Below are 22,837 nucleotides of genomic sequence, written 5' to 3'. Positions count from 1 at the left end.
CCCTTGGCGCCCCGGGCATCGACGGCCCTTGTGACGCGGGATCAGCCTGGTCCTGCTACGCCGCCACTGGGTCGAAATGATGGCGTTCCGCGCCCGATCCGCGCCGCATTGGGGCGATTTAGGGGCGGCTGGCGATCCGGCGAGCGGCGGGCTATGAGGATGCCATGGCGTTTCCGTCCCGCGCGATGCGCAGCCTTGCCCTGCCGGTCCTTCTCGGACTGGCGATTCCCGTCATCGGCCAGGTTCCCGGCCAGACCGACAACCGTTCGGTGCCGCAGGGGCTGCCCGTTCCCGCCACCGTCGTTGGAACCGCGCCCGACCCGCTGGCCCCGCTGCCGCCCATCCCCGGCGTCGACCAGACCCCCTGGCTCTACAAGGGATCGGACCTGCCGCAGGACAAGATGTGGAAGTTCGGGCGGCTGGCCAATGGCCTGCGCTTCGCCGTCCGGCGCAACGGCGTGCCGCCGGGGCAGGTGGCGGTGCGGGTGCGGATCGATGCGGGGTCGCTGAACGAGCAGGCGTCCGAGCGCGGCTTCGCCCATCTGATCGAGCATCTGTCCTTCCGCGGATCGCAGCATGTCCCCGACGGTGAGGCCAAGCGCATCTGGCAGCGGCTGGGCGCGACCTTCGGCTCGGACTCCAATGCGTCCACCACGCCGACCCAGACCGTCTATCAGCTCGACCTGCCCGGCGCGACCGAGGCGGGGCTGGACGAGAGCCTCAAGATTCTGGCGGGCATGATGGCGGCCCCCTCGCTGACCGCCCAGTCGCTGAATGCCGAGCGCCCGGTGGTGCTGGCCGAGCGGCGCGAACAGCCGGGGCCGCAGGTCCGCTATTCGGACAAGCTGCGCGAGACCTTCTTTGCGGGCCAGCCGCTGGCCGAGCGATCGCCGATCGGCCAGCTCGCCACGCTGGAGGCCGCCACGCCCGAGACGGTGAAGGCGTTCCACGACCGCTGGTATCGCCCCGAACGCGCGACCGTCATCATCTCGGGCGATATGGACCCGCTGCTGCTGGCCAAGCTGGTGGCGAAGAATTTCGGCGGCTGGCAGGGCGTCGGCCCCAATCCGCCCGACCCGGACTTCGGCAAGCCCAAGGCCGATGCGCCGGTCGCGGGTGCGTTGGTCGAGCCGTCGATGCCGCCGGTCGTCGCGATGGCGGTGCTGCGCCCCTGGCAGTATCAGGACGACACCGCGATCTTCAACCAGAAGCGGATGGTCGACATGGTCGCCGCCCGCCTCATCAGCCGCCGCCTGGAGAATCGGGCGCGGGCCGGGGGCAGCTTCCTGCAGGCCAGCGTCGCGCTCGACGACGTGTCGCGCTCGGCCAATATGACGACGGTCAATGTCGTGCCGCTCGGCGACAATTGGGAAGCCGCGCTGAAGGACGTGCGTGCGGTCATCGCTGATGCGATGGCGACCCCGCCGACCCAAGCCGAGATCGACCGTGAACTCGCCGATTATGACGGCATCCTGCGCAACCAGGTCGAAACCGCACGGGTCGAGGCGGGGGCGAAACAGGCCGATGACATGGTCGGCGCGCTCGACATCCGCGAAACCGTCACCGCGCCCGAGACCAGCTATCAGATCTTCAAGCAGGCGGTGGCGGCGAAAATGTTCACGCCCGACACGGTGCTGGCCTCGACCCGCAAGATCTTCCAGGGCACCGCGACCCGTGGGCTGGTCAACACCCGCACCGCGCAAGCCGATGCGGTCGCCAGGCTGACCGCCGCCTTGAAGGCCGATGTCCGCCCGCTCGCCGAGCAGCGCCGCCGACAGGGCGCGGTCAGTTTCGCGCAACTCCCCAAGCTTGGCACGCCGGGCAAGGTCGTGTCGCGCGAGACGGTGTCCGATCTGGGGCTGGAGCGGGTGACCTTCGCCAATGGCGTGCGCCTGTTGCTGCTGGCCAATGACGGTGAGACGGGGCGTGTTTACCTGCGGGTCCGGTTCGGGCGTGGTTACGACGCCTTGCCCGCGACCCGTGAGAGCCCGGCCTGGGCGGCCGACCTGGCACTGGTCGCGGGCGGGATCGGCAAGTTCGACCAGGGCGATCTCGACCGGCTGACCGCCGGGCGGACCATGGGTATGGACTTCGACATCGACGACGATGCCTTCGCCTTCAACGCGCTGTCTTCGCCGGGCGATTATGCCGACAACCTGAAGCTGATGGCGGCCAAGCTCATCGCGCCGCGCTGGGATGCCGCGCCGGTCAACCGGGCCAAGGCGGCGATGCTGGCGGGCTATGACGGGTTCGACTCCTCGCCCGACGGGGTGCTGGGCCATGATCTGGAGCGGCTCTTGCGAGACGGCGATCCGCGCTGGGGCACGCCGCCGCGCGACGTGGTGGCGGCGACCACGCCCCAGGCGTTCAAGGCGCTCTGGGCGCCGCTGCTCGCCTCCGGCCCGATCGAGGTGTCGGTGTTCGGCGACGTGAAGGCCGACGACGCGATCAAGGCGGTGGCGGCCAGCTTCGGCGCGATCCCGGCGCGTAAAGCGGATACCGGTCCGGTGCCGCCAATCCGCTTCCCCGCGCATGTCGCGACGCCGGTCGTGCGCTATCATACCGGCCCGGCCGACCAGGCGGCGGTGGTGATCGCCTGGCCGACCGGCGGCGGTTCGGCGGATGACCGGGTCCGCAACCGGCTGGACGTGCTGGCGCAGGTCTTTGCCGACCGGCTGTTCGACCGGCTCCGCTCGCAGGCGGGGGCGAGCTACAGCCCGCAGGTCGCCAGCCAATGGCCGATCGGCCTGCCCGGCGGCGGACGGATGATCGCGATCGGCATGGTCGCGCCCGACAAGGTCGACTTCTTCCTGGCGACCGCCCGCTCGATCGCCGCCGACCTGGCCTCCAAGCCGATCGATGCCGACGAACTGCAACGGATCAAACGGCCCATGGCGCAGCGCCTCGCGCGCATGGCCTCGGGCAACATGTTCTGGATGCAGCGGTTGGGCGGCGCGGCCTATGACCCCAAGCGGATCGAAGCGACCCAGCGGCTGGCCAAGGACTTCGTGTCGATCGGCCCGGCGGACCTGCAAGCGGTCGCGGCGAAATATCTGCGGCCCGATACCGACTGGACGCTGAAGGTGGTGCCGAAGGCCAAATAATTCCTCCCCTGCAAGGGGAGGGGGGCCGTGCGGAGCACGGTGGAGGGGTGCCCCGCTGATGGTGACACCCCTCCGTCAGCCCTTTGGGCTGCCACCTTCCCTTGCAGGGGAGGAACTTGTTCGCGTCGACATCGTTTTACCCGCTTACCATATTTGTGCGCCGCAATAACCGCGCCGCCCTTTCGCTTTGCGCAGCTTTCGGCTATGGCGCGCGGCGACATACCCTCCGAACAAGAGAAATTTGCATGAGCCTCCGCAACGTGGCGATCATCGCGCACGTCGACCATGGCAAAACCACCCTGGTCGATCAGCTGTTCCGCCAGTCGGGCACCTTCCGCGACAACCAGCGCGTCGAAGAGCGCGCGATGGACTCCAACGACCTGGAAAAGGAGCGCGGGATCACGATTCTCGCCAAGCCGACCTCGGTCGACTGGACTCCGCCGGGCAGCGACGAGTCGATCCGCATCAACATCGTCGACACCCCCGGCCACGCCGACTTCGGCGGCGAGGTGGAGCGCATCCTGTCGATGGTCGACGGCGTCGTCCTGCTGGTCGATTCGTCGGAAGGCGCGATGCCGCAGACGAAGTTCGTGACCGGCAAGGCGCTGGCGCTGGGCCTGAAGCCGATCGTCGTCGTCAACAAGGTCGACCGTGCCGACGCGCGTATCCAGGAAGTGCTGGACGAAGTGTTCGACCTGTTCGTCTCGCTCGACGCGAATGACGAGCAGCTGGACTTCCCCGTCCTCTATGCTTCGGGCCGCAACGGCTATGCCTCGACCGACATGGACGCGCGCGAAGGCACGCTGATCCCGATGTTCGAGACGATCGTGAACCACGTTCCGGCCCCGAAGGTCGAAGTCGAGGACGTGCCCTTCACCTTCCTGGTGACGCTGCTCGACCGCGATAACTTCCTCGGCCGTATCCTGACGGGCCGCGTCAATTCGGGCACGGTCAAGCTGAACCAGGCGATCCACGCGCTCGACGCCGATGGCAATGTCATCGAAACCGGCCGCGCGTCGAAAATCCTGTCCTTCCGCGGTCTGGACCGCGTGCCGGTCGAGGAAGCCAAGGCGGGCGACATCATCTCGCTGGCGGGTCTGGCCGTCGCTACTGTCGCGAACACCATTGCCGACACTTCGGTCACCGTGCCGCTCCAGGCGCAGCCGATCGATCCGCCGACGCTGTCGATGCGTTTTGCGGTCAACGACTCGCCGATGGCGGGCCGTGAGGGCACCAAGGTCACCAGCCGCATGATCCGCGACCGCCTGATGCGCGAAGCGGAATCGAACGTCGCGGTGAAGGTCACCGAGAGCGACGACCGCGACAGCTTCGAGGTGGCCGGTCGCGGCGAACTCCAACTGGGCGTTCTGATCGAGACGATGCGCCGCGAAGGCTTCGAACTGGGCATCAGCCGCCCGCGCGTGCTGTTCGGCGAGGACGAGGACGGCAAGAAGACCGAGCCGTATGAAACCGTCATCATCGACGTGGACGAGGAATATTCGGGCACGGTCGTCGAGAAGATGAACCTGCGCAAGGCCGAGATGACCGACATGCGCCCGTCGGGCGGCGGCAAGACCCGCATCACCTTCTCGGCGCCCTCGCGCGGCATGATCGGCTATCACGGCGAGTTCCTGTCGGACACGCGCGGCACCGGCATCATGAACCGCCTGTTCGAGCGTTACGGGCCCCACAAGGGCAAGATCGAAGGCCGCAAAAACGGCGTTCTGATCTCGAACGGCGCGGGCGAAGCGCAAGGGTACGCGCTGGGTCCGCTCGAAGAGCGCGGCATTCTGTTCGTCGGTCACGGCGAAGCGCTGTACGAAGGCATGATCATCGGCGAGAACGCCAAGACGGATGACCTCGAGGTCAACCCGATGAAGGCGAAGCAGCTGACCAACTTCCGCGCCTCGGGTGGCAAGGACGATGCCATCCGCCTGACCCCGCCGAAGAAGATGACGCTGGAACAGGCGATCGCCTATATCGACGACGACGAGATGGTCGAAGTGACCCCGAAGTCGATCCGTCTGCGCAAGCGCTACCTCGACCCGAACGAGCGCAAGCGCGCGGCTCGCTCGAAGGCGGCGTAAGAGACAAGGGGCCGGACGGAAACGTCCGGCCCTTTTTCTTTGGGGATTGCATCATTCCTCCCCTGCAAGGGGAGGGTGTGCGAGCTTTGACGTGCCCCCCGGCACGTCAAGATGGTGCCGGGGGCACCATCTCGCTCGCGCACATGCGCAGCATGGTGGAGGGGTGTCGCCCTATCGGTGGCTCGACATCCCTCCGTCAGGGCTGCGCCCTGCCACCTCCCCTTGCAGGGGAGGAATAGATGGACCGATCACGCCGCGTGCGGCAGCGTCTCCCGCTCCGCGTCGAGGGCGGCGCCCAGATCGCTCCAGATGTCCCGGACATCCTCCAGCCCGACCGACAACCGGACCAGATCGGGCATGATCCCGTGCGCGATCAGCTGTTCGACCGGATAGGTGGAGTGGGTCATGCTGGCGGGATGCTGGATCAGCGTCTCGGCATCGCCCAGCGACACCGCGCGCTGGATCAGCTTGAGCCGGTTCATCACCCGCTTGCCCGCCTCATACCCGCCGCGCACCCGGAAGGCGATCATACCGCCGGGCAGCGCCATCTGCCGCTGGGCCAGATCGTGCTGGGCAAAGCTTTCCAGCCCTGGATAATGGACCGCATGCACCGCCGGATGCGCCTGGAGCCGCTCGGCGATGACTTGCGCCGAGGCGGCATGACGCTGGACGCGCAACTCCAGCGTCTTCAGCCCGCGCAGGATCAGCATGGCGTTGAACGGCGCTAGCACTGCGCCGGTCATGTCCTTCATGCCGAACAGCCGGATCTGCTGGATATCCGCCGCGCGGCCCAGCACCATGCCCGCGACCAGATCGCCATGCCCGCCCAGATATTTGGTGGCGGAGTGGACGACGAAGTCCGCCCCCAGCGCGATCGGGCGGGTGATGAGCGGCGTGGCATAGGTATTGTCGACCACGCTCCACGCGCCGTGGGCCTTGGCGAGTGCGCAGACCGCCTGAATATCGACCAGCCGCATGTTGGGATTGGCGGGCGTCTCGAAATAGACGAGCCTCGTGTCCGGTCCGAACGCTCCCTCGACCGCGGCGATGTCGGTCATGTCGACATGGGTGACGCGGATGCCGAACCGGCCCAGCCCATGCTGCATGAAAGCAAAGGTGCAGCCATAGAGCGTCATGTCGGTCAGGATTTCGTCGCCGGGGCGCAGCAGCGTCCACAGCGTCGCGGTGATCGCGCCCATGCCCGATGCGGTCCCCAGCGCCGCCTCGGCCCCCTCCAGATGCGCGATGCGCCGCTCCAGCAGGTCGAGCGTCGGGTTGGAGATGCGGCTATAGACATGACCCGGCCGCTCGCCCGAGAAACGCGCCGCACCGTCCTCCGCGCTCTCGAACGCGAAGGTCGAGGTCAGGTGCAGCGGCGGAGTCAACGCGCCCTCATTGTCCTGGGGATCGTAACCGTGATGGATGGCGGCGGTGGCGAAACCGAAAGGGGTGGGGGGCGACATGGCAGGCGGGCTTTCTATTGGGGATGCCGCCATTCTAAGCCGGATTGCGGTTACCGAAATTGCGTTCTTTGCCAAAACTGGCTGGTGGATTGGCAGGATATGCTAAGATCGGGCATGGACGCCAAGGACCGCCAGATCGTCCGCCTGCTCCAGCAGGACGGGCGGCTCACCAACCAGGACCTGGCCGAGCGGGTCGGCCTGTCACCGTCACCCTGTCTGCGGCGGGTGCGCCTGCTCGAACAGGCGGGCGTCATTCAGGGATACGGCGCGATCGTCGACCAGCAACGTTACGGCCTGCCGGTGACGGCCTTTATCCGGGTCCGGCTGGAGCGTCACGCCCGCGATCTGGTGCAGCAGTTCGAGGAAGCGATCCGGCAACTGGACGAGGTGATGGACTGTCACCTGTTGACCGGCGACGCCGACTATCTGTTACGCGTCATCGTCGCCGATCTGGAGGCCTATGAGCGGTTCATCCGCCGCAAGATGCACGCCATTGCCGGGATCGCCAGCCTGGACACGACCTTTGCCTATGGCGTGGTGAAGAGCAGCCGGACGTTCCCCGCCGATTGATCCGGTCGAAAATCCTCCCCTGCAAGGGGAGGGTGTATGGGCTTTGACGTGCCCCCGGCACGTCAAGATGGTGCCGGGGGCACCATCTCGCCCGCACACATGCGAAGCATGGTGGAGGGGTGTCCGGGTTCGAGGCGTGTCCTGTCCTTGCAAAAGATGACACCCCTCCGCCAGGCCTTTGGCCTGCCACCTCCCCTTGCAGGGGAGGAATGGGAAGAAGGGCTCGAACGAAAAACGCCCTCCTTCCGCTGGGGAAGGAGGGCGTCTTGTCACGCGTCGCTGTGGCGATCAGGCGCCGAAGGTGCGCTGCCACCAGCCGCGACGGGGCGTTTCGCCGGTCGTGGTTTCGGCCTCGGCCTCTGCCGGTTCCGCTGCCGGAGTCGGCTCGGCGGCGGGGGCTTCCTCGGCGACCGGCTCGGCGGCGACCTTGGGGGCGGCCTTCTTGCGGACACGCTTGGGCTTGGCCGGAGCCTCCGCCTCGGCGACCGGCGCGGCTTCCTCGGTCGCAGGCTCGGCGGCGACCTTGGGGGCGGCCTTCTTGCGGACGCGCTTGGGCTTGGCCGGGGCTTCCGCCTCGACCTCTGCCACCGGCGCAGGCGCCTCCTCGACCACCGGCGTCTCGACGGCTTCGCTGGCGACCGGCGCGGCCTTGCGGGCGCGCGGGCGGCGGCGGGTCTTGGGGGCGTCGCTCGCCTCGGCTTCGGCGACCGCGAGCGGGGTCGTCACCGGCGCGGCATCGCCCGCTTCGATCGGCTCGACGATCGGCAGCGGCGCGTCCGACGCGTCGTCGTCCGATGCGGCATCGGTCGCGGCCTCGGCCGTGTCGTTCGCAGCGCCTTCGCCACGACGACCGCCACGGCGACCGCGACGTCCGCGACGACGGCGTCCGCCTTCGCGCGGCTCGGACTCGGTGGCGTCGACCGGCTCGGCGGCGTCGTCCTCGGCCGATTCCTCGGCGTCGGTTTCGTCCTGCTCGGCCCCGTCCTGCTCAGCGTCGGCGAGTTCTTCGCCGTCGGCCTGCTCGGTGCCTTCACCCTCGCCACGGTTGCGGCGGCCGCGACGGCGACGACGACGCTTGCGGCCACCGCCTTCGCCTTCTTCACGCGACTCGCGCGGCTTGGACGTTTCGGTCGTTTCCTCCTCGACCTCGTCCTCTTCTTCCTCCTCGATCTCGTCGACCAGATCGTCCTCATCTTCCTCGACGGGGAGGAGCATGTCGATCTTGGGGGCATAGGCGGGCGGCGGGCCCGACGCCTCGACCGTCATGCGCGCGCCCTCTTCCTCGCGATCGGGGATGATCTCGACGGTCACGCCGTAGCGGTCCTCGATCTCGGCGATGTCGGCGCGCTTGCGGTTCAGCACATAGACGGCTGCTTCCTGGCTGGCGCGCAGCGTCAGGATCGAGCCGCGACCGCGTGCGGCCTCGTCCTCGATCAGGCGCAGCGCCGACAGGCCCGAGGACGAGGCGGTGCGGACCAGGCCGGTGCCTTCGCAATGCGGGCAGGGGCGGGTCGAGGCTTCCAGAACGCCGGTGCGCAGGCGCTGGCGGCTCATCTCCATCAGTCCGAAGGACGAGATACGGCCGACCTGGATGCGGGCGCGATCGTTCTTCAGCGCCTCCTTCATCGCCTTCTCGACCTTTCGGACATTGGAATTGTTGTCCATGTCGATGAAGTCGATGACGACCAGACCCGCCATGTCGCGCAGACGCAGCTGGCGCGCGATTTCCTGCGCGGCTTCCAGATTGGTTGCGGTCGCGGTCTGCTCGATATTATGCTCGCGGGTCGAACGCCCCGAGTTGATGTCGATCGAGACGAGCGCTTCGGTCGGGTTGATGACCAGATAGCCGCCCGACTTCAGCTGGACGACCGGATTGTACATCGCGGCGAGCTGATCCTCGACATGCGCGCGCTGGAACAGCGGCACGGCATCGGCATACTGCTTCACCCGGCGGGCATGCGCGGGCATCAGCAGGCGCATGAACTCCTTCGCCTGACGATAGCCTTCCTCGCCCTCGACGATGACTTCCTCGATCTCGCGGTTGTAGATGTCGCGGATCGCACGCTTGATGAGGTCACTGTCGCCATAGATCAGCGCGGGCGCCGACGAGTGCAGCGTCTTTTCGCGAATGCCGTCCCACAGGCGCGCCAGATAGTCGAAGTCACGCTTGATCTCGGTCTTGGTACGCTGAAGCCCGGCGGTCCGCACGATGCAGCCCATGGTCGAGGGCAGCGCCATGTCGGCCATGATGGTCTTCAGCCGCTTGCGGTCGGCCGCGTTCGAAATCTTCCGGCTGATGCCGCCGCCATGCGACGTGTTGGGCATCAGCACGCAGTAGCGACCGGCGAGCGACAGATAGGTGGTCAGCGCCGCGCCCTTGTTGCCGCGCTCTTCCTTGACGATCTGGACCAGCAGCACCTGGCGGCGATGGATGACGTCCTGGATCTTGTAGCGGCGGCGCAGATTCTGGCGACGCTGGCGCAGCGCCTCGACCTGGTCGTCATTGACGGTCGACTTCTTCGGGCGCGGGGCGCCTTCGCCGTCGTCGTCATCGTGATGATCGTCGGCGTGATCGTCATGATCGTCGCCGTCATGATCCTCATCGTCCTCGGCATCCAGTTCGGCGCGAAGGGCGGCCTCTTCGGCGGCATGTTCGGCCTCTTCGCGCAGCAGGGCTTCGCGATCTTCCTTCGGGATCTGGTAATAGTCGGGGTGGATTTCCGAAAAGGCCAGGAAGCCGTGACGGTTGCCGCCGTAATCGACGAACGCCGCCTGCAGCGACGGTTCGACGCGGGTCACCTTGGCGAGGTAGATATTGCCCTTGAGCTGCTTGCGCTCGGCCGACTCGAAGTCGAATTCCTCGATCCGGTTACCCTTGACGACGGCCACGCGGGTTTCTTCCCGGTGGCGTGCGTCGATCAGCATACGCGTGGTCATTATGAAGTCTCCACGCGCGCGCCGGGCCTGGTGGCAGCCGTCGCGCGCGGTAAATAAGGTGGGCGGCGGCGCGGGGCGCCGGTCCGCTGGAAAAAACGGAAAGCGTGTCGGCCGCAGCCGCAGCGCCGGCAACGGGGCCGGTGCGGACCCACAACACCGCGATCCCACCGGCAAAGGCCGGTCGGTCAGCGGGGTGGATCATATGCGTCATGCGAGCGTCAACCTGATTGGTCCGGGCGCGCAATCGTCGCATTCCCGGTCCTGGGGGATGGCCCCGTCCCGATCGTTTTGGGAGAGGTGATCGAGGCCGGGGTCCGCTGGATTGCTAGCATCATCGGAACGTTTGCGCAACAGGCGGAAATCTGCCGGTCGGGCGGCCAAAAAATGCCGAATTTTGCGTTAACCAATGGTTGAAAGCCCTGTGTCAGCCGCGCGCTCCTATGCCCGAGCTTCGATCTCCGGATCGTTGAAAAGGGTGTGTGGTAATGGCTTTTCGCTGGACCAGCGGCGCTACGACACGGCATGGTCGCCGCGTCGTGCTGATGCTGTTCACTTTCCTGTTCGGGCTGTTGGCGCCGGTGGGCGCGATGGCCGCGACGGTACAGAAGGTCGTGGTGCGCGGTGCGCGGCTGATCATCCGGTTCGACACGCCGGTGAAGCGCGCGCGCAGCGTCATGCTGACCGAACAGCGGCGGGTGGCAATCGACGTGACCGGCGCATCGCCGGGGACCGCCACGATCCATGACGGCGTGGTGCGCGGGCTGACCCAGACGCGGATCAAGCCCGGCGTCACCCGGTTGAGCTTTGCGCTGGCGCAGGATGCGACGATCTTCGACGGCGGCTTCGACGATGACGGGAAGGTCCTGTCGCTCACCCTCAAGCCGACAACCGGCCATTATACCCAGGCGAGCTTCGCGGGCGCGCTCGACTTCTTCCCATTCCATTTCCAGCGCAAGCCCGCCTATACGCTGACCGTGCCGGTGCCCGCCGCGACGCGCACCCTGCCGTTGCCGCGCGTCAAGGGCGCCGACAACCGTCCGCTGGTCGTAATCGATGCCGGGCATGGCGGGGTCGATCCGGGTGCGATCAACCCGCAGACGGGCCTTCGCGAGAAGGACGTGACGCTGGCCATCGCGAAGGAGATTCGCGACACGCTGGTCGCCAGCGGGCGGGTGCGCGCCGCGCTGACCCGCGAGGACGACCGCTATATCCTGCACCGCGAGCGTTACGGCATCGCGCGGCGGCTGCATGCCGACCTGTTCATCTCGATCCATTGCGACAGCGCAGGGGCGGGCGAAGCGCGCGGGGCGACCGCCTATACCCTGTCCGACGTCGCCTCCGACAAGGAAGCCGCGCGGCTGGCGGCGCGCGAGAACAAGGCGGACGTGATCGCGGGGGTCGACCTGGGCGGGAACAGCGACGTGTCCTCGATCCTGATCGACCTGACCCAGCGCGAAACGATGAACGCCTCGGCCAGCTTCGCGCGGCTATTGGGTCGCGAGGCGCAGCCGCTGATCCCGGTCAAGCCGACCTTCCACCGCATGGCCTCGTTGATGGTGCTGAAGGCCCCCGACATGCCGTCGATCCTGTTCGAGACGGGCTATATCTCCAACGCGCAGGACGCCGCGTTCCTCGACAGCAAGGAAGGCCGCGAACGAATCGCGCAGGCGGTGCTGCAGGCGGTCGAGGTGCATTTCGCGCGGCGGATGGCGGCGCGCTAGGAGGGCCGGCCTAACCTTGCCCGTTTTTCCGTGTCGAAACGGCGGTGTTGGAAAGGCGGCGGACGGGGCACCGGTCAAAGGGGCGTAAACGCCGGAACGCGCCAACGATACCAGTTTCGGTCCTGCACCAGGTGGATCGTGTCGCCCCGTCCTGCCAGCAGCGTCGGTTCATTCCAGGAGTGCGGCTGTTCCGGCGGAGGCCGGTGGAACGGCATCGCCCAACACGCCACGACGGTTGCCTGGTCGCCATGGCCCTCTCCATCCAGCGCGAGCAGGGCGAGCCTGTTCGCGTCCTCGCCATACCTACCCGCCAGCAGAATATGATGGCCGTGACGGGCAATCGCGGTCGCGCCTTTCAAGGGGTGGCGCCACCAGCGCGTCGACTCCCCCGGCATGAAGCGGACCAGCGGGAAGTCCTCGATCGCGTGCATATAGGGGCAGGACCAGGCGCCTGCGCCATCGACGCTCAAGGCGTAAGGATCGACCACAGCTGCGCCTTCGTCCGGCCAGGCCGGCAGGAAAAACGGCGTGCCCCCGTCGGTGAAACAGGCGACGGCGTCAGCCGCTTTGGCATTCTGCTGGCCGGGCACCCTCCAGTCGCTGTTCCGGAAGATGCTTTGATCGCCCCAGCCCACCCAGATACGATCGTCATCGTCGATCATCAGATGATCGATCCCGAACCCCAACCGGAACCGGTCGCGCACCGCGCCATCGGGTGACAGCACGCGGGCGTTTACCTGCCCTGAGAGTGCGTCCACGACCAGCCAGCGACCATCGGCAAACCGATCGATCATGGGATGTGGCGTTTCCAGCGGGAATGTCGGCCCTTCCAGCCATGCGCTGGTGGATGTGATGCTCCAGATGCGCGCGCGCCCGGCAGAGGCGAGTTCATCCATGCGCTGGTGCTCTGCCGCAAGATCGACGTCGGCCGCGAGAACGGCCAGCGATCCATCGCGAAGAATGGCATGACAGACCGGTTGCCATCCCGGTGGCAGCGGCGGCAGGCGCGACATCAATGGCAAGGGCGCGGCTGATCGATCGAACGTCTTCATCTGTGACCTGTCACGTGCCGCCTCTATCCGCCTGCGACATTATATTCACATCGTGGCGCGTCATAGGGTGCCCTCGATCCGTTTCCATATCGGCGGGCATACAGGATTTTGAGACGGGGTTCGCTTTCCCGATAGACCATTCCAGCGGGAATGGTGGCACGACGTTGATTTCGGCGCTGTTGTGTAGCTTCCGGACCGACCATCCCCCCTTGGGGTGGTGCGCGCGATCCGACATTATCGGTGCGCCAGAATGTTCAGCAAGCGGCCGAATGGATCGCGAACGAAGAAGCGCCTGACGCCCCATGGCTCGTCTGTCGGGCCATATTCGACGCGATAGCCCGCGCCGACGACGCGTTCATGGGCCGACGTCAGATCGTCCACCTCGATCGATAGATCGGGAACGGGCGTGCCGGACCCGCCCTCCACGGCGAAGCTGATCTGCGGAGTCGATGGTCCGGCTCCGACGAAGGTGATGATCCATCCGTGATCCATGCCGAGCGTCATGCCCAGCACGTCTCCGTAAAAGGCCTTGGCGGCATCAATCTGATCGGTCGCGATGTTTGCGACGACGCGCGTGACCGTCATGCCTCGTCTCCTTTCATCGATCGAGCTGATTGGCCCATCAGCTTGCCGTACGGCCTTTCCCGCGTCACGATCGTCCGGAGAAAGTGCGACGGTGGCGGGCTGCTGGCAATAGGGAGTGCATCTGGCCCCGTTCGCCGTATCGGCGTAAAGGCGACCGGATGATCCGCGTTTGTGCCCTGTATCGTTTCGCGTCCTTTGCCGACCCGTCCGCGCTCCGTGACCCGCTGCTCGCGGTGGCTGAGGCGCATGGGATTCGCGGCACGCTGTTGCTCGCAAGCGAGGGGATCAATGGGACGGTGGCGGGCGCCCATGACGATATCGAGGCGCTGCTCGCCCATATCCGCACGCTGCCCGGCTGCGCCGATCTGGATTACAAGGACTCGACCGCCGAGACGATGCCGTTCCACCGGATGAAGGTGAGGGTAAAGCGCGAGATCGTGTCGATGGGCGTTGAGGGCATCGATCCGACCCGTGAGGTCGGGACTTACGTGGCGGGCGAGGAGTGGAACGCGCTGATCGCCGATCCGGACACGCTGCTGATCGATACGCGCAACGATTATGAGGTGGCGATCGGCAGTTTCGATGGCGCGGTCGATCCAGGGACGAAGAGCTTTCGCGACTTCCCCCGCTGGTTCCGCGAGCATCGCGACGAACTGATGGCGGGCAAGTCGAAGGTCGCGATGTTCTGCACCGGCGGCATACGCTGCGAAAAGGCGACCGCGTTCCTCAAGGCGGAAGGGGTGGCGGATGTCTTCCACCTCGACGGCGGCATCCTGAAATATCTGGAGACGATGCCGGAGGAGCAGAGCCGGTGGAACGGCGAATGCTTCGTCTTCGATGCGCGCGTCGCGGTGGGGCATGGGCTGGCGCAAGGAAGCCACGCCCTGTGCCATGGTTGCCGGATGCCGGTCAGCCCGGAGGATCGCGAATCCCCGCTCTATGTCGAGGGCGTCAGTTGCCCCGCCTGTCACGGCACGCGCGATGACGAGCGGCTCGCCGCCTATGCCGAACGCCATCGGCAGGAGCGGCTGGCGGCGGCGCGGGGGCAGGCGCATGTCGGGGCGCGCTACCCGTCCGAGGACGATGCACGCGACGAACCGCCGCATCCCTGACGCGCAACGGATATCCAGGCGGGTGGCAAGCGGAGGCGAACCTGCTACACGAAGCCCCGCAAAGCCATGGCCGTCGAAACTTCCCCCCCGTCCGAACCCGCCGAAACGCCGCGCCCGGCCCTGTGGCGCCGCTGGTGGGTGCGGCTGCTCGTCGTCCTTGCGCTGCTGGCTGCGATCGGCGGCGGCATGTTCTGGTTCGTGTTCATGCGCGACCTGCCCTCGGTCGATGCGCTCAAGGCCTATGAGCCGCCGCTGCCCACCCATGTGCGGGGCATCGACGGTGCCCCGATCCAGTCCTATGCGCGCGAACGCCGGGTCGAGCTGTCGTTCAACGAATATCCGCCTTTGCTCGTCCGCGCCTTCCTGGCGGCGGAGGACAAGAGCTTTTTCGAGCATGGCGGCGTCGACTATCCGGGCCTGGCGGGTGCCGTGCTCGACTATGCCAAGAAATGGGGCAGCGGGCGGCGCGCCCGTGGCGGCTCGACGATCACCCAGCAGGTCGCCAAGAACCTGCTGATCGGCGACGCCTATTCGCCGACGCGCAAAATCAAGGAGGCGATCCTCGCCTATAAGATCGAGGATGCACTGACCAAGCCGCAGATCCTGGAGCTGTATCTCAACCAGATCGCGCTGGGGCGGAATGCCTTCGGTGTCGAGGCGGCGGCGCATGCCTATTTCGACAAGGAACTCAACGAGCTGACGCTGGGGCAGATGGCCTATCTGGCGCTGCTGCCCAAGGGACCGGCCAATTACGATCCGGTCCGTCATCCCGAGCGCGCGCTGGAGCGCCGGGCCTATGTGCTGCGCGAGATGCTGCGCAACAGTTTCATCACCCGCGCGCAATATGACGCGGCGATGGCCGAGCCGCTGGGCACGGTGCTGCGCCGCACCCCCAAATATGCGCAGGTCGGCGGCTATTTCGTCGAGGAAGTCCGCCGCCAGCTTATCAAGCGGTACGGCGAAAAGGCCCAGAGTGGGCCGAACAGCGTCTATGACGGCGGGCTGTGGGTGCGCACCTCGCTCGACACCCGATTGCAGGACCTGGCGGCCGAGGCCTTGCGCGACGGGCTGGTCCGGTTCGAGGGCGGGCGCGGCTGGTCCGGGCCGATCCGGCATGAGGATATCGACGGCGACAATTGGCAGCAGGCGCTGCTCAATACCAATATCGCGCTCGACTATCGCGACTGGCGGGCGGGGATCGTCACCGCCAAGGATTCGGGCGAGGCGGTGATCGGCTTCGCCAATGGCCGCACCGGAACCCTGCCACGCAGCTTCGCACAGATGCCGCGCCGGGGCACGGCGGCGACCGCGTTCAGCGCGCTGAAGGTCGGCGACATCATCGCCGTCTCGCCTGCGGGTGCGCAGTTCCAGTTGCGGTCTATCCCACGCATCTCGGGCGGCTTCGTGGTCGAGGAGCCCGCGACGGGCCGCGTGCTGGCGATGCAGGGCGGCTTCGACGCGCGGCTCCAGGCGTTCAACCGCGCCACCCAGGCACAGCGCCAGCCGGGATCGACGATCAAGCCGATCGTCTATTCCGCCGCGCTGGAACATGGCATGACGCCCGCCTCGATCATCGTCGACGGGCCGTTCTGCGTCGACCAGGGCGCGGGGCTGGGCACCAAATGCTTCCGCAACTTCGGCAATTCGGCCGGGGCGGGGCCGCACACGATGCGCTGGGGCATCGAGCAGTCGCGCAACCTGATGACCGTGCGGACGGCATCGACCGTCGGCATGAAGAATGTCGTCGCGATGATCAAGCAGATGGGGATCGGCGACTTCCCGCCCTATCTCGCCTATTCGCTGGGCGCGGGCGAGACGACGGTCGGCCAGATGGTCAACGCCTATGCGATCCTGGCCAATAACGGGCGTGGCGGCGATCCCTCGCTGATCGACTTCGTGCAGGACCGGCATGGCAAGGTGATCTGGCCCGAGAATTGGCGCGCCTGCGACCGCTGCAACGCCGCCGATTATGACGGCAAGCCGATGCCGCGTCCCGTCTCGCATCAGCGCCAGGTGCTCGACGCGATGACCGCGTACCAGATGGTCCATATCACCGAGGGCGTGATCCAACGCGGCACCGCCACCGGCCTGCGCGACCTGAACCGGCCGATGTTCGGCAAGACCGGCACCAATAACGGCCCGACTGATGTCTGGTTCGTGGGCGGCACCCCGCAATTCGTCGGCGGTCTCTATATCGGCTATGACCATCCGCGCTCGCTGGGCGGCTATGCGCAGGGTGGCACGATCGCGGTGCCGATCTTCCACCAGTTCGCCGAAAAGGCCTATGAAGGGCTCGACAAGCTGCCCTTCCGCGCGGCACCGGGCATCCGCATGGTGCGGATCGACCGGGCGAGCGGGCGGCCGGTCTATGGCACCTTCCCGACCGGCGACGATCCCAAGCCCGCCGTCATCTGGGAAGCGTTCAAGCCGGAGAGCGAACCGCGCCGCCGCGCCCGCCGCGCCGCTGCCGAAGCGCCGGTCACGCCGACCGGCCCGGTCAAGCCCGCGGCGCCGCGCGACAGCGATTTCTTGCAAAGGGAAGGCGGAATCTACTAGCCCGCTTCCCATATTAGGTTTTCCGCCCGTTTGGCGGACGTACGACCGATTCGGAGAATATTCATGCGCGCTGAAGCGCAGGCTCATGTCGACACGATCAAGGACGCCCTGGAGCTGCTGCGCCGCTTCCTCGACTGGGACCGCGCGCTGCGCCGCCTGGACGAGCTGAACGCGCGCGTCGAGGACCAGGCGCTGTGGAACGACCCCAAACAGGCCCAGGCCGTGATGCGCGAGCGTCGCCGTCTGGACGAGGCGATCACCGCCACCCGCGCCATCGAGAACGAACTGTCCGGCACCGTCGAGCTGATCGAGCTGGCCGAGATGGAGGGCGACGAGGAGCTGGAGAAGGAAGCCGTCGCCAGCCTGGGCGAACTCGCCAAGAAGGCCGAGGGCGACAAGGTCAAGGCGCTGCTGGCGGGCGAGGCCGATGCCAATGACAGCTATATCGAGATCAACGCGGGCGCGGGCGGCACCGAGAGCCAGGACTGGGCCGGGATGCTCCAGCGCATGTACACGCGCTGGGCCGAGCGTCACGGCATGAAGGTCGAGCTGATCGACTATCATGCGGGCGAGCAGGCCGGGATCAAGTCGGCCACGCTGCTGGTCAAGGGCGAGAACGCGTACGGCTATGCCAAGGTCGAATCGGGCGTGCACCGGCTTGTGCGGATCAGCCCCTACGACTCGGCCGCGCGCCGCCACACCAGCTTTTCGAGCGTGTGGGTCTATCCGGTGATCGACGACAATATCGAGGTCGAGATCAACGAGAGCGAACTGCGCATCGACACCTATCGCGCGTCGGGCGCGGGTGGTCAGCACATCAACACCACCGACTCGGCGGTGCGCATCACCCACTTGCCGACCGGCATCGTGGTGCAGTGCCAGAACCAGCGGTCGCAACACAAGAACAAGGCCGAGGCCTATAACCAGCTCCGCGCGCGTCTGTACGAGCGCGAACTGGCCGAGCGTGAGGCGGTGGCCAATGCCGAGAACGCGACCAAGACCGATATCGGCTGGGGTCACCAGATCCGTTCCTACGTCCTCCAGCCCTATCAGCTGGTGAAGGATCTTCGGACGGGGGTGACCTCGACCGCGCCGGGTGACGTGCTGGACGGCGATCTCGACGCCTTCATGGCCGCCGCCCTGTCGCAGCGCGTGACCGGCGAAGCGGTCGCGGTGGAGGATGTCGACTAAGATGCGTGTCCGGGGGGCGGGGCCCATCATGGCGGCGGCCTTGGTCATCGCGCTGGGGGGCGCGGTGGCGGGGTGCGACGGCTCCAAGCCGCTGATCCAGCAGCATGATGACGAGGAGGACAAGGTCGGCCCCTTCCCGGCGGCGGATCGCCCGGTTGCCGATGTCGTCTCGTCGCGCTGGTCGAGCGAGGATGCCCGCGACCGCCTGCGCGAGGCGGATCAGGTGATGGACCGGGCGAAAATCCGCCCCGGCATGACCGTCGCCGATATCGGCGCGGGCGAGGGATATTACACCGTCCGTCTGGCGCAGCGTGTCGGCAAGACCGGCCGGGTGCTGGCCGAGGACATCGTCGCCGCCTGGCGCGACCGGCTGGCCGAGCGTGTCTCGCGCGAGCGGCTGGACAATGTCAGCGTGCGGCTTGGCGAACCCGCCGATCCCAAGCTGCCGCCCAACAGCTTCGATCGGGTCATGATGGTGCATATGTATCATGAGATCGAGCAGCCTTATGAGTTCCTCTGGCGGCTCTATCCGGCGCTGAAGCCCGACGGGCTGGTCGTGGTGGTCGATGCCAATCGCCGCACCAAGGCGCACGGCACCCCGCCCGCGCTGCTGAAATGCGAGTTCGAGGCGGTCGGCTTCACCCAGGTCTCGTTCGAGAACATGCCCTCGGCAGGCGGCTATCTGGCGACCTTCCGCGCGACGGGCCCGCGCCCCGATCCCAAGGCCATTCGCCCGTGCCGCTTGAAGGATAATTGACGCTTCGTTGAGACCGATCAGTACTGAGGTCGGTCTGCGCTTATTCCTCCCCTGCAAGGGGAGGGGGACCATCCGAAGGATGGTGGAGGGGTGTCCCGCTATCGAGAAAGCGACACCCCTCCGTCAGGGCTTCGCCCTGCCACCTCCCCTTGCAGGGGAGGAATGAATCAGCGGATTTGTCGCTGTGGCCACGACAAGTCTGGAACATGACAGTTTTGTCATGCATTGATCCGGTATCGGCCCGAAACGGTGCCGATAGGCCACCGGCCAGCATAAGCCGGGGCCCCGCAGAAGGAGATGACGATGAACACGCTTTTGATCGCCGGGCTCACGCTCGGTGCGGCGGTGGCGTCCGACGGGGCGCTCGAGCATCAGGTTCAGCTCGACCACCATTCGGGGCCGGTCGCGGTCCGCTACAGCGCCGATGTCGGCGTGACCCATAAACAGATCGGCGCGGTGACGACCGGCGGCCGTCCCTCGACGCTGCGCTGCCTGTGGAGCGCCAACGTCACCGTCCACCGCGAAGCACGCGGCAGCGGCGGTGCGACCCTGATCCGCAGCGCCGCACAGGATGGCGTTATCGAAGGCAGCCGTCCGGGCTGGTGCAGCGCCAACCGGACCGCGATCGCCCAGGAGGTCGCCCAGCGGCAGGATGCGGTGCGCGATCACCTTCAGGCGGTGGCGCAGGAAGACCATGGCCTGCTGCGCGCCGAGATGGATCGCCTCCATAATGAGACACGCGCCGGATGACCTTGCGTAACATGACTCTGGGCGCCCTGCTGGGCGTCTGCCTGGCCTCGCCGCTCCTCGCGCAGGAGCGGCCTTCGATCGGCGTCGAGGTGAACAGCGACGAGAATCGCCGTGGCCTGAGCTGGAGCGGGGGGCGGGTGTCGCCCTCCGCCGATATCTTTGCGACGAGCGGACCGTTCGAGGCGAGCGGGCGGATCGTGGCCTTGCGCGAATCGGACCGGCATGGCGGAGCGGGCGTGGTCGGCGACCTCAGCGTCGGTGCCTCCACCCTGCTGGGTCCGGTGACGGTGCGCGGGCGGGTGACCGGGCATCTGTTCGGCGGGGCGGGCTTCAACGCCGATTATATCGAGCTGGGCGGCTCGGCGGCCTATACGCTGGGCCCGGTGCAGCTGGATGCGGGGGCCGATTATGCCCCGTCGCAGTCCGCGATCGGCGGCGACAATCTCTATCTTCATGCCGGGGCCCAGGCGGGGATTCCGGGCACGCCCTGGACGCTGCTGGCCGGGGTCGGCCATTCGATCGGCAAGACCGACGATCCGTTCCGCGCCGCACGGCTGCGCCCCGGTGGCGACTATAGTGACTGGCGGCTGGGGGTGGAGCATGTCACCGGGCCGGTGACGCTGGGCCTCGATTATGTCGGGACCGATGTGTCGGAACGGGCGGCGTCGGCCTTTCCGCTGGCCGATGCGCGGCATTCCGGGGATCGGATCGTCGGGCGGGTTCGGTTCGGGTTTTAAATACACCGACACATGCGCGCCAGATCGCCAGCAAGCGAGAACTGTGTAATAGGAATCCGCCTTTCACACAGTTCTCGATCAATTAAACGCAATAAAACCTTTCGCCATCATAGATGCATATAGGATCACGTGATGGCGGCAGATAAGGATTGCTGGGGTCGCTATTATCCGGCGGACCGAGAGAGTCGACACAGTTTTCGTAGCTTTGGTATCCTAATTTTTGCCAGTCGAGGCATACGGAGCCGCTGCCTTCGCCAGGAAGTGTCTGCGCCTGGGATTGATATGATATTGAGGCGGGCAGTATCGCATGAGTTAGAATAATAAGCGATGCGAATGCAGAGCGTTTCAGAGTTCGGCTAATCACTTGATTCGTCATTTGCGTTCTCCCGTCTAGCGGGTCGGATTATTAAGAAATTTTCACAATATGCAAGTCGGTTGAAAGGTAGATATATTATATGATGCCTAAGTCGTGGAGGCTTGTGCTTGCCCCACCGCCCAGGATCAGGTGATCGAGCAGCATCACGTCCAGCGCCGCCAGCCCTTGCGCCAGTCGCCGGGTCAGCGACAGGTCGGCGGCGCTAGGGCGCGGATCGCCATCGGGGTGGTTGTGCGCGATCAGCACCGCGCTTGCCCCCAGCAGGATCGCGTCGCGGGCGATCCGGGCGACCGGAACCGTCACCGAATCGCTATGCCCCGCAACATGGCGCAAGCCCAACAGCATCCGTTCCGAACCCAGATAGGCGACCCCCATCGTCTCCCCGCCGCCGCGGTCCAACCCGTCGAACAGCCCCAGCGCCTCGCGGCGCGTGGCGATGCATCGGGGAGGGCGCGGTAAGCGGGACACATTCAGCCCTGCCGCAGTGGGCGCCGGAACGCAGCTTCAGCCTGCGCCGATCCGGTCCGGCTTGGCTCGGGGGCCGCGCGGCGCTAGGCCCGGTGCATGCGGCAATATCTCGATCTCATGGACCGGGTCCTGACCCAGGGCGTGCAACAGATGGACCGGACCGGCACCGGCACATTGTCGGTCTTCGGCCACCAGATGCGATTCGATCTGGCCAAGGGCTTTCCGGTCTTGACCACCAAGAAGCTCCACCTGCGCTCGATCATCGTCGAGTTGCTGTGGTTCCTACGCGGCGACACCAATGTCCGCTGGTTGCAGGAGCGCCGGGTGAGCATCTGGGACGAATGGGCCGATGAACAGGGCGATCTCGGCCCCGTCTATGGCAAGCAGTGGCGCGACTGGGCGACGGCGGATGGCCGCCATATCGATCAGATCGCCGAGCTGGTGGAGCAGATCCGCACCCAGCCCGCCTCGCGCCGCCAGATCGTGTCCGCCTGGAACCCCGGCGATCTCCACGCCATGGCGCTGGCCCCGTGCCATTGCTTGTTCCAGACCCATGTCGCCAATGGTCGCCTGTCGCTGCAACTCTATCAGCGTTCGGCCGACATCTTTCTGGGCGTGCCGTTCAACATCGCCTCCTATGCGCTGCTGACTCACATGCTGGCGCAGCAATGCGATCTGGACGTGGGCGAGTTCATCTGGACCGGCGGCGACTGCCATCTGTACCTGAACCATCTGGAGCAGGCGAAGACGCAGTTGGGCCGCGAGCCGGGCGTGCTGCCCCGGCTGGAAATCCTGCGCCGCCCGGATGGCATCGACGGTTATGAGCCCGAGGATTTCGTGCTGCACGACTATGTCGCGCAGCCCCATATCAAGGCGCCGGTGGCGATATGATCACGCTGGTCCTCGCCCGCGCGCGCAACGGGGTGATCGGCCGCGATGGCGCTCTGCCCTGGCATTTGCCCGCCGACCTCAAGCGTTTCAAGGCGCTGACCATGGGCAAGCCGATGATCATGGGGCGCAAGACCTTTGAGAGCTTTCCGGCGCCCTTGCCTGGACGGCGGCATATCGTCCTGACCCGCGACCGCGACTGGCAGGCGCCGGGGGCGGAAGTCGCGCATGACGTAGCGGGGGCTCGCGCGCTGGCGGGGAACGGCGATGTGGCGGTAATCGGCGGGGCGGAGATATTCGACCTGTTCCGGGACAGTGCCGACCGGATCGAATTGACCGAAATCAATAGTGACGCAGACGGTGATACGGTCGTTGCCCCATTTGTCGGATGGCGTGAAGTCGAGCGGCAAGACCATGTCGCTGTCGATGGCCGCCCGGCCTATTCCTTTGTGACGTTGTCGCGATAACAGAAGAGGACGGAGC

Annotated in this window: 17 protein-coding genes; 12 read left to right on the top strand and 5 right to left on the bottom strand. The window is 66.5% G+C overall.

Going from position 1 to position 22,837, the window contains the following annotated elements; genetic code table 11:
• Positions 1-164: 164 nt before the first annotated feature.
• Both U1H82_RS07600 and typA read left to right on the top strand, forming a co-directional pair.
• Positions 165-3,104, top strand: a complete 2,940-nt coding sequence (locus U1H82_RS07600; protein ID WP_322964319.1) for a M16 family metallopeptidase — start codon at positions 165-167, stop codon at positions 3,102-3,104.
• Positions 3,105-3,349: 245 nt separating this feature from the next.
• Positions 3,350-5,191: a translational GTPase TypA gene (gene typA / locus U1H82_RS07595; RefSeq protein ID WP_306998546.1), complete on the top strand. Its 1,842-nt coding sequence runs from the start codon at positions 3,350-3,352 to the stop codon at positions 5,189-5,191.
• Positions 5,192-5,439: 248 nt separating this feature from the next.
• On the opposite strand, the gene U1H82_RS07590 is transcribed toward typA, so the two are convergent.
• Positions 5,440-6,654, bottom strand: a complete 1,215-nt coding sequence (locus tag U1H82_RS07590) for a methionine gamma-lyase (RefSeq protein WP_322964318.1) — start codon at positions 6,652-6,654, stop codon at positions 5,440-5,442.
• Between the two features lie 114 nt (positions 6,655-6,768).
• Between U1H82_RS07590 and U1H82_RS07585 the strand changes: the two genes are divergently transcribed.
• The gene (locus U1H82_RS07585; protein WP_322964317.1) at positions 6,769-7,224 is read left to right on the top strand and encodes an Lrp/AsnC family transcriptional regulator; all 456 of its coding nucleotides are present in this window, start codon (positions 6,769-6,771) and stop codon (positions 7,222-7,224) included.
• Positions 7,225-7,512: 288 nt separating this feature from the next.
• On the opposite strand, the gene U1H82_RS07580 is transcribed toward U1H82_RS07585, so the two are convergent.
• The gene (locus tag U1H82_RS07580; protein WP_322964316.1) at positions 7,513-10,161 is read right to left on the bottom strand and encodes an Rne/Rng family ribonuclease; all 2,649 of its coding nucleotides are present in this window, start codon (positions 10,159-10,161) and stop codon (positions 7,513-7,515) included.
• 485 nt (positions 10,162-10,646) lie between these two features.
• On the opposite strand from U1H82_RS07580, the gene U1H82_RS07575 reads away from it, so the two are divergent.
• Positions 10,647-11,882, top strand: a complete 1,236-nt coding sequence (locus U1H82_RS07575) for an N-acetylmuramoyl-L-alanine amidase family protein (protein ID WP_322964315.1) — start codon at positions 10,647-10,649, stop codon at positions 11,880-11,882.
• Between the two features lie 74 nt (positions 11,883-11,956).
• Here the strand turns inward: U1H82_RS07575 and U1H82_RS07570 are convergent, their stop codons facing one another.
• The gene (locus tag U1H82_RS07570) at positions 11,957-12,934 is read right to left on the bottom strand and encodes a hypothetical protein (RefSeq protein WP_322964314.1); all 978 of its coding nucleotides are present in this window, start codon (positions 12,932-12,934) and stop codon (positions 11,957-11,959) included.
• Between the two features lie 234 nt (positions 12,935-13,168).
• Entirely contained in the window at positions 13,169-13,519 is a 351-nt protein-coding gene (locus U1H82_RS07565) for a VOC family protein (RefSeq protein WP_322964313.1), read from the bottom strand.
• 158 nt (positions 13,520-13,677) lie between these two features.
• Here U1H82_RS07565 and trhO point away from each other — a divergent pair, with 158 nt between their 5' ends.
• The 6 genes from trhO (at position 13,678) to U1H82_RS07535 (ending at position 20,622) form a co-directional block, all read left to right on the top strand.
• On the top strand, positions 13,678-14,631 hold the full coding sequence (gene trhO, locus U1H82_RS07560; protein WP_322964312.1) for an oxygen-dependent tRNA uridine(34) hydroxylase TrhO: 954 nt from the start codon (positions 13,678-13,680) through the stop codon (positions 14,629-14,631).
• Positions 14,632-14,697: 66 nt separating this feature from the next.
• Complete coding sequence (locus U1H82_RS07555) at positions 14,698-17,187, top strand: penicillin-binding protein 1A (protein ID WP_322964311.1); 2,490 nt, start codon at positions 14,698-14,700, stop codon at positions 17,185-17,187.
• 63 nt (positions 17,188-17,250) lie between these two features.
• The gene (gene prfB, locus U1H82_RS07550) at positions 17,251-18,378 is read left to right on the top strand and encodes a peptide chain release factor 2 (protein ID WP_322964310.1); all 1,128 of its coding nucleotides are present in this window, start codon (positions 17,251-17,253) and stop codon (positions 18,376-18,378) included.
• 28 nt (positions 18,379-18,406) lie between these two features.
• Entirely contained in the window at positions 18,407-19,135 is a 729-nt protein-coding gene (locus U1H82_RS07545) for a class I SAM-dependent methyltransferase (protein ID WP_322964309.1), read from the top strand.
• Positions 19,136-19,438: 303 nt separating this feature from the next.
• Positions 19,439-19,885 (top strand): hypothetical protein, encoded by a 447-nt coding sequence (locus tag U1H82_RS07540; RefSeq protein WP_322964308.1) that lies wholly within the window; start codon positions 19,439-19,441, stop codon positions 19,883-19,885.
• A gap of 11 nt (positions 19,886-19,896) precedes the next feature.
• Positions 19,897-20,622 carry a TorF family putative porin gene (locus U1H82_RS07535; RefSeq protein ID WP_322964307.1) on the top strand — a complete coding sequence of 242 codons (726 nt, stop codon included), beginning with the start codon at positions 19,897-19,899 and terminating at the stop codon, positions 20,620-20,622.
• A 451-nt stretch (positions 20,623-21,073) separates the two neighbouring features.
• Here U1H82_RS07535 and U1H82_RS07530 read toward each other — a convergent pair whose 3' ends face one another.
• A complete protein-coding gene (locus U1H82_RS07530) occupies positions 21,074-21,466 on the bottom strand; it encodes a JAB domain-containing protein (RefSeq protein WP_322964306.1) in 393 nt (130 codons plus the stop codon).
• Positions 21,467-21,562: 96 nt separating this feature from the next.
• On the opposite strand from U1H82_RS07530, the gene U1H82_RS07525 reads away from it, so the two are divergent.
• Together U1H82_RS07525 and U1H82_RS07520 are read left to right on the top strand one after the other, a co-directional pair.
• Positions 21,563-22,357: a thymidylate synthase gene (locus U1H82_RS07525; protein ID WP_322964304.1), complete on the top strand. Its 795-nt coding sequence runs from the start codon at positions 21,563-21,565 to the stop codon at positions 22,355-22,357.
• Positions 22,354-22,821, top strand: coding sequence for a dihydrofolate reductase (locus tag U1H82_RS07520; protein WP_322964303.1), 468 nt, complete (start codon positions 22,354-22,356; stop codon positions 22,819-22,821). Before U1H82_RS07525 ends, U1H82_RS07520 begins: the two co-directional genes overlap by 4 nt.
• Positions 22,822-22,837 lie beyond the last annotated feature (16 nt).

This window comes from Sphingomonas fuzhouensis (assembly GCF_034659795.1).
GTDB classification, from domain to species: Bacteria; Pseudomonadota; Alphaproteobacteria; order Sphingomonadales; family Sphingomonadaceae; genus Sphingomonas; species Sphingomonas fuzhouensis.
The sequence above is the reverse complement of the archived record's forward strand: the minus strand, read 5'-3'. Positions and strand labels throughout refer to the sequence as shown.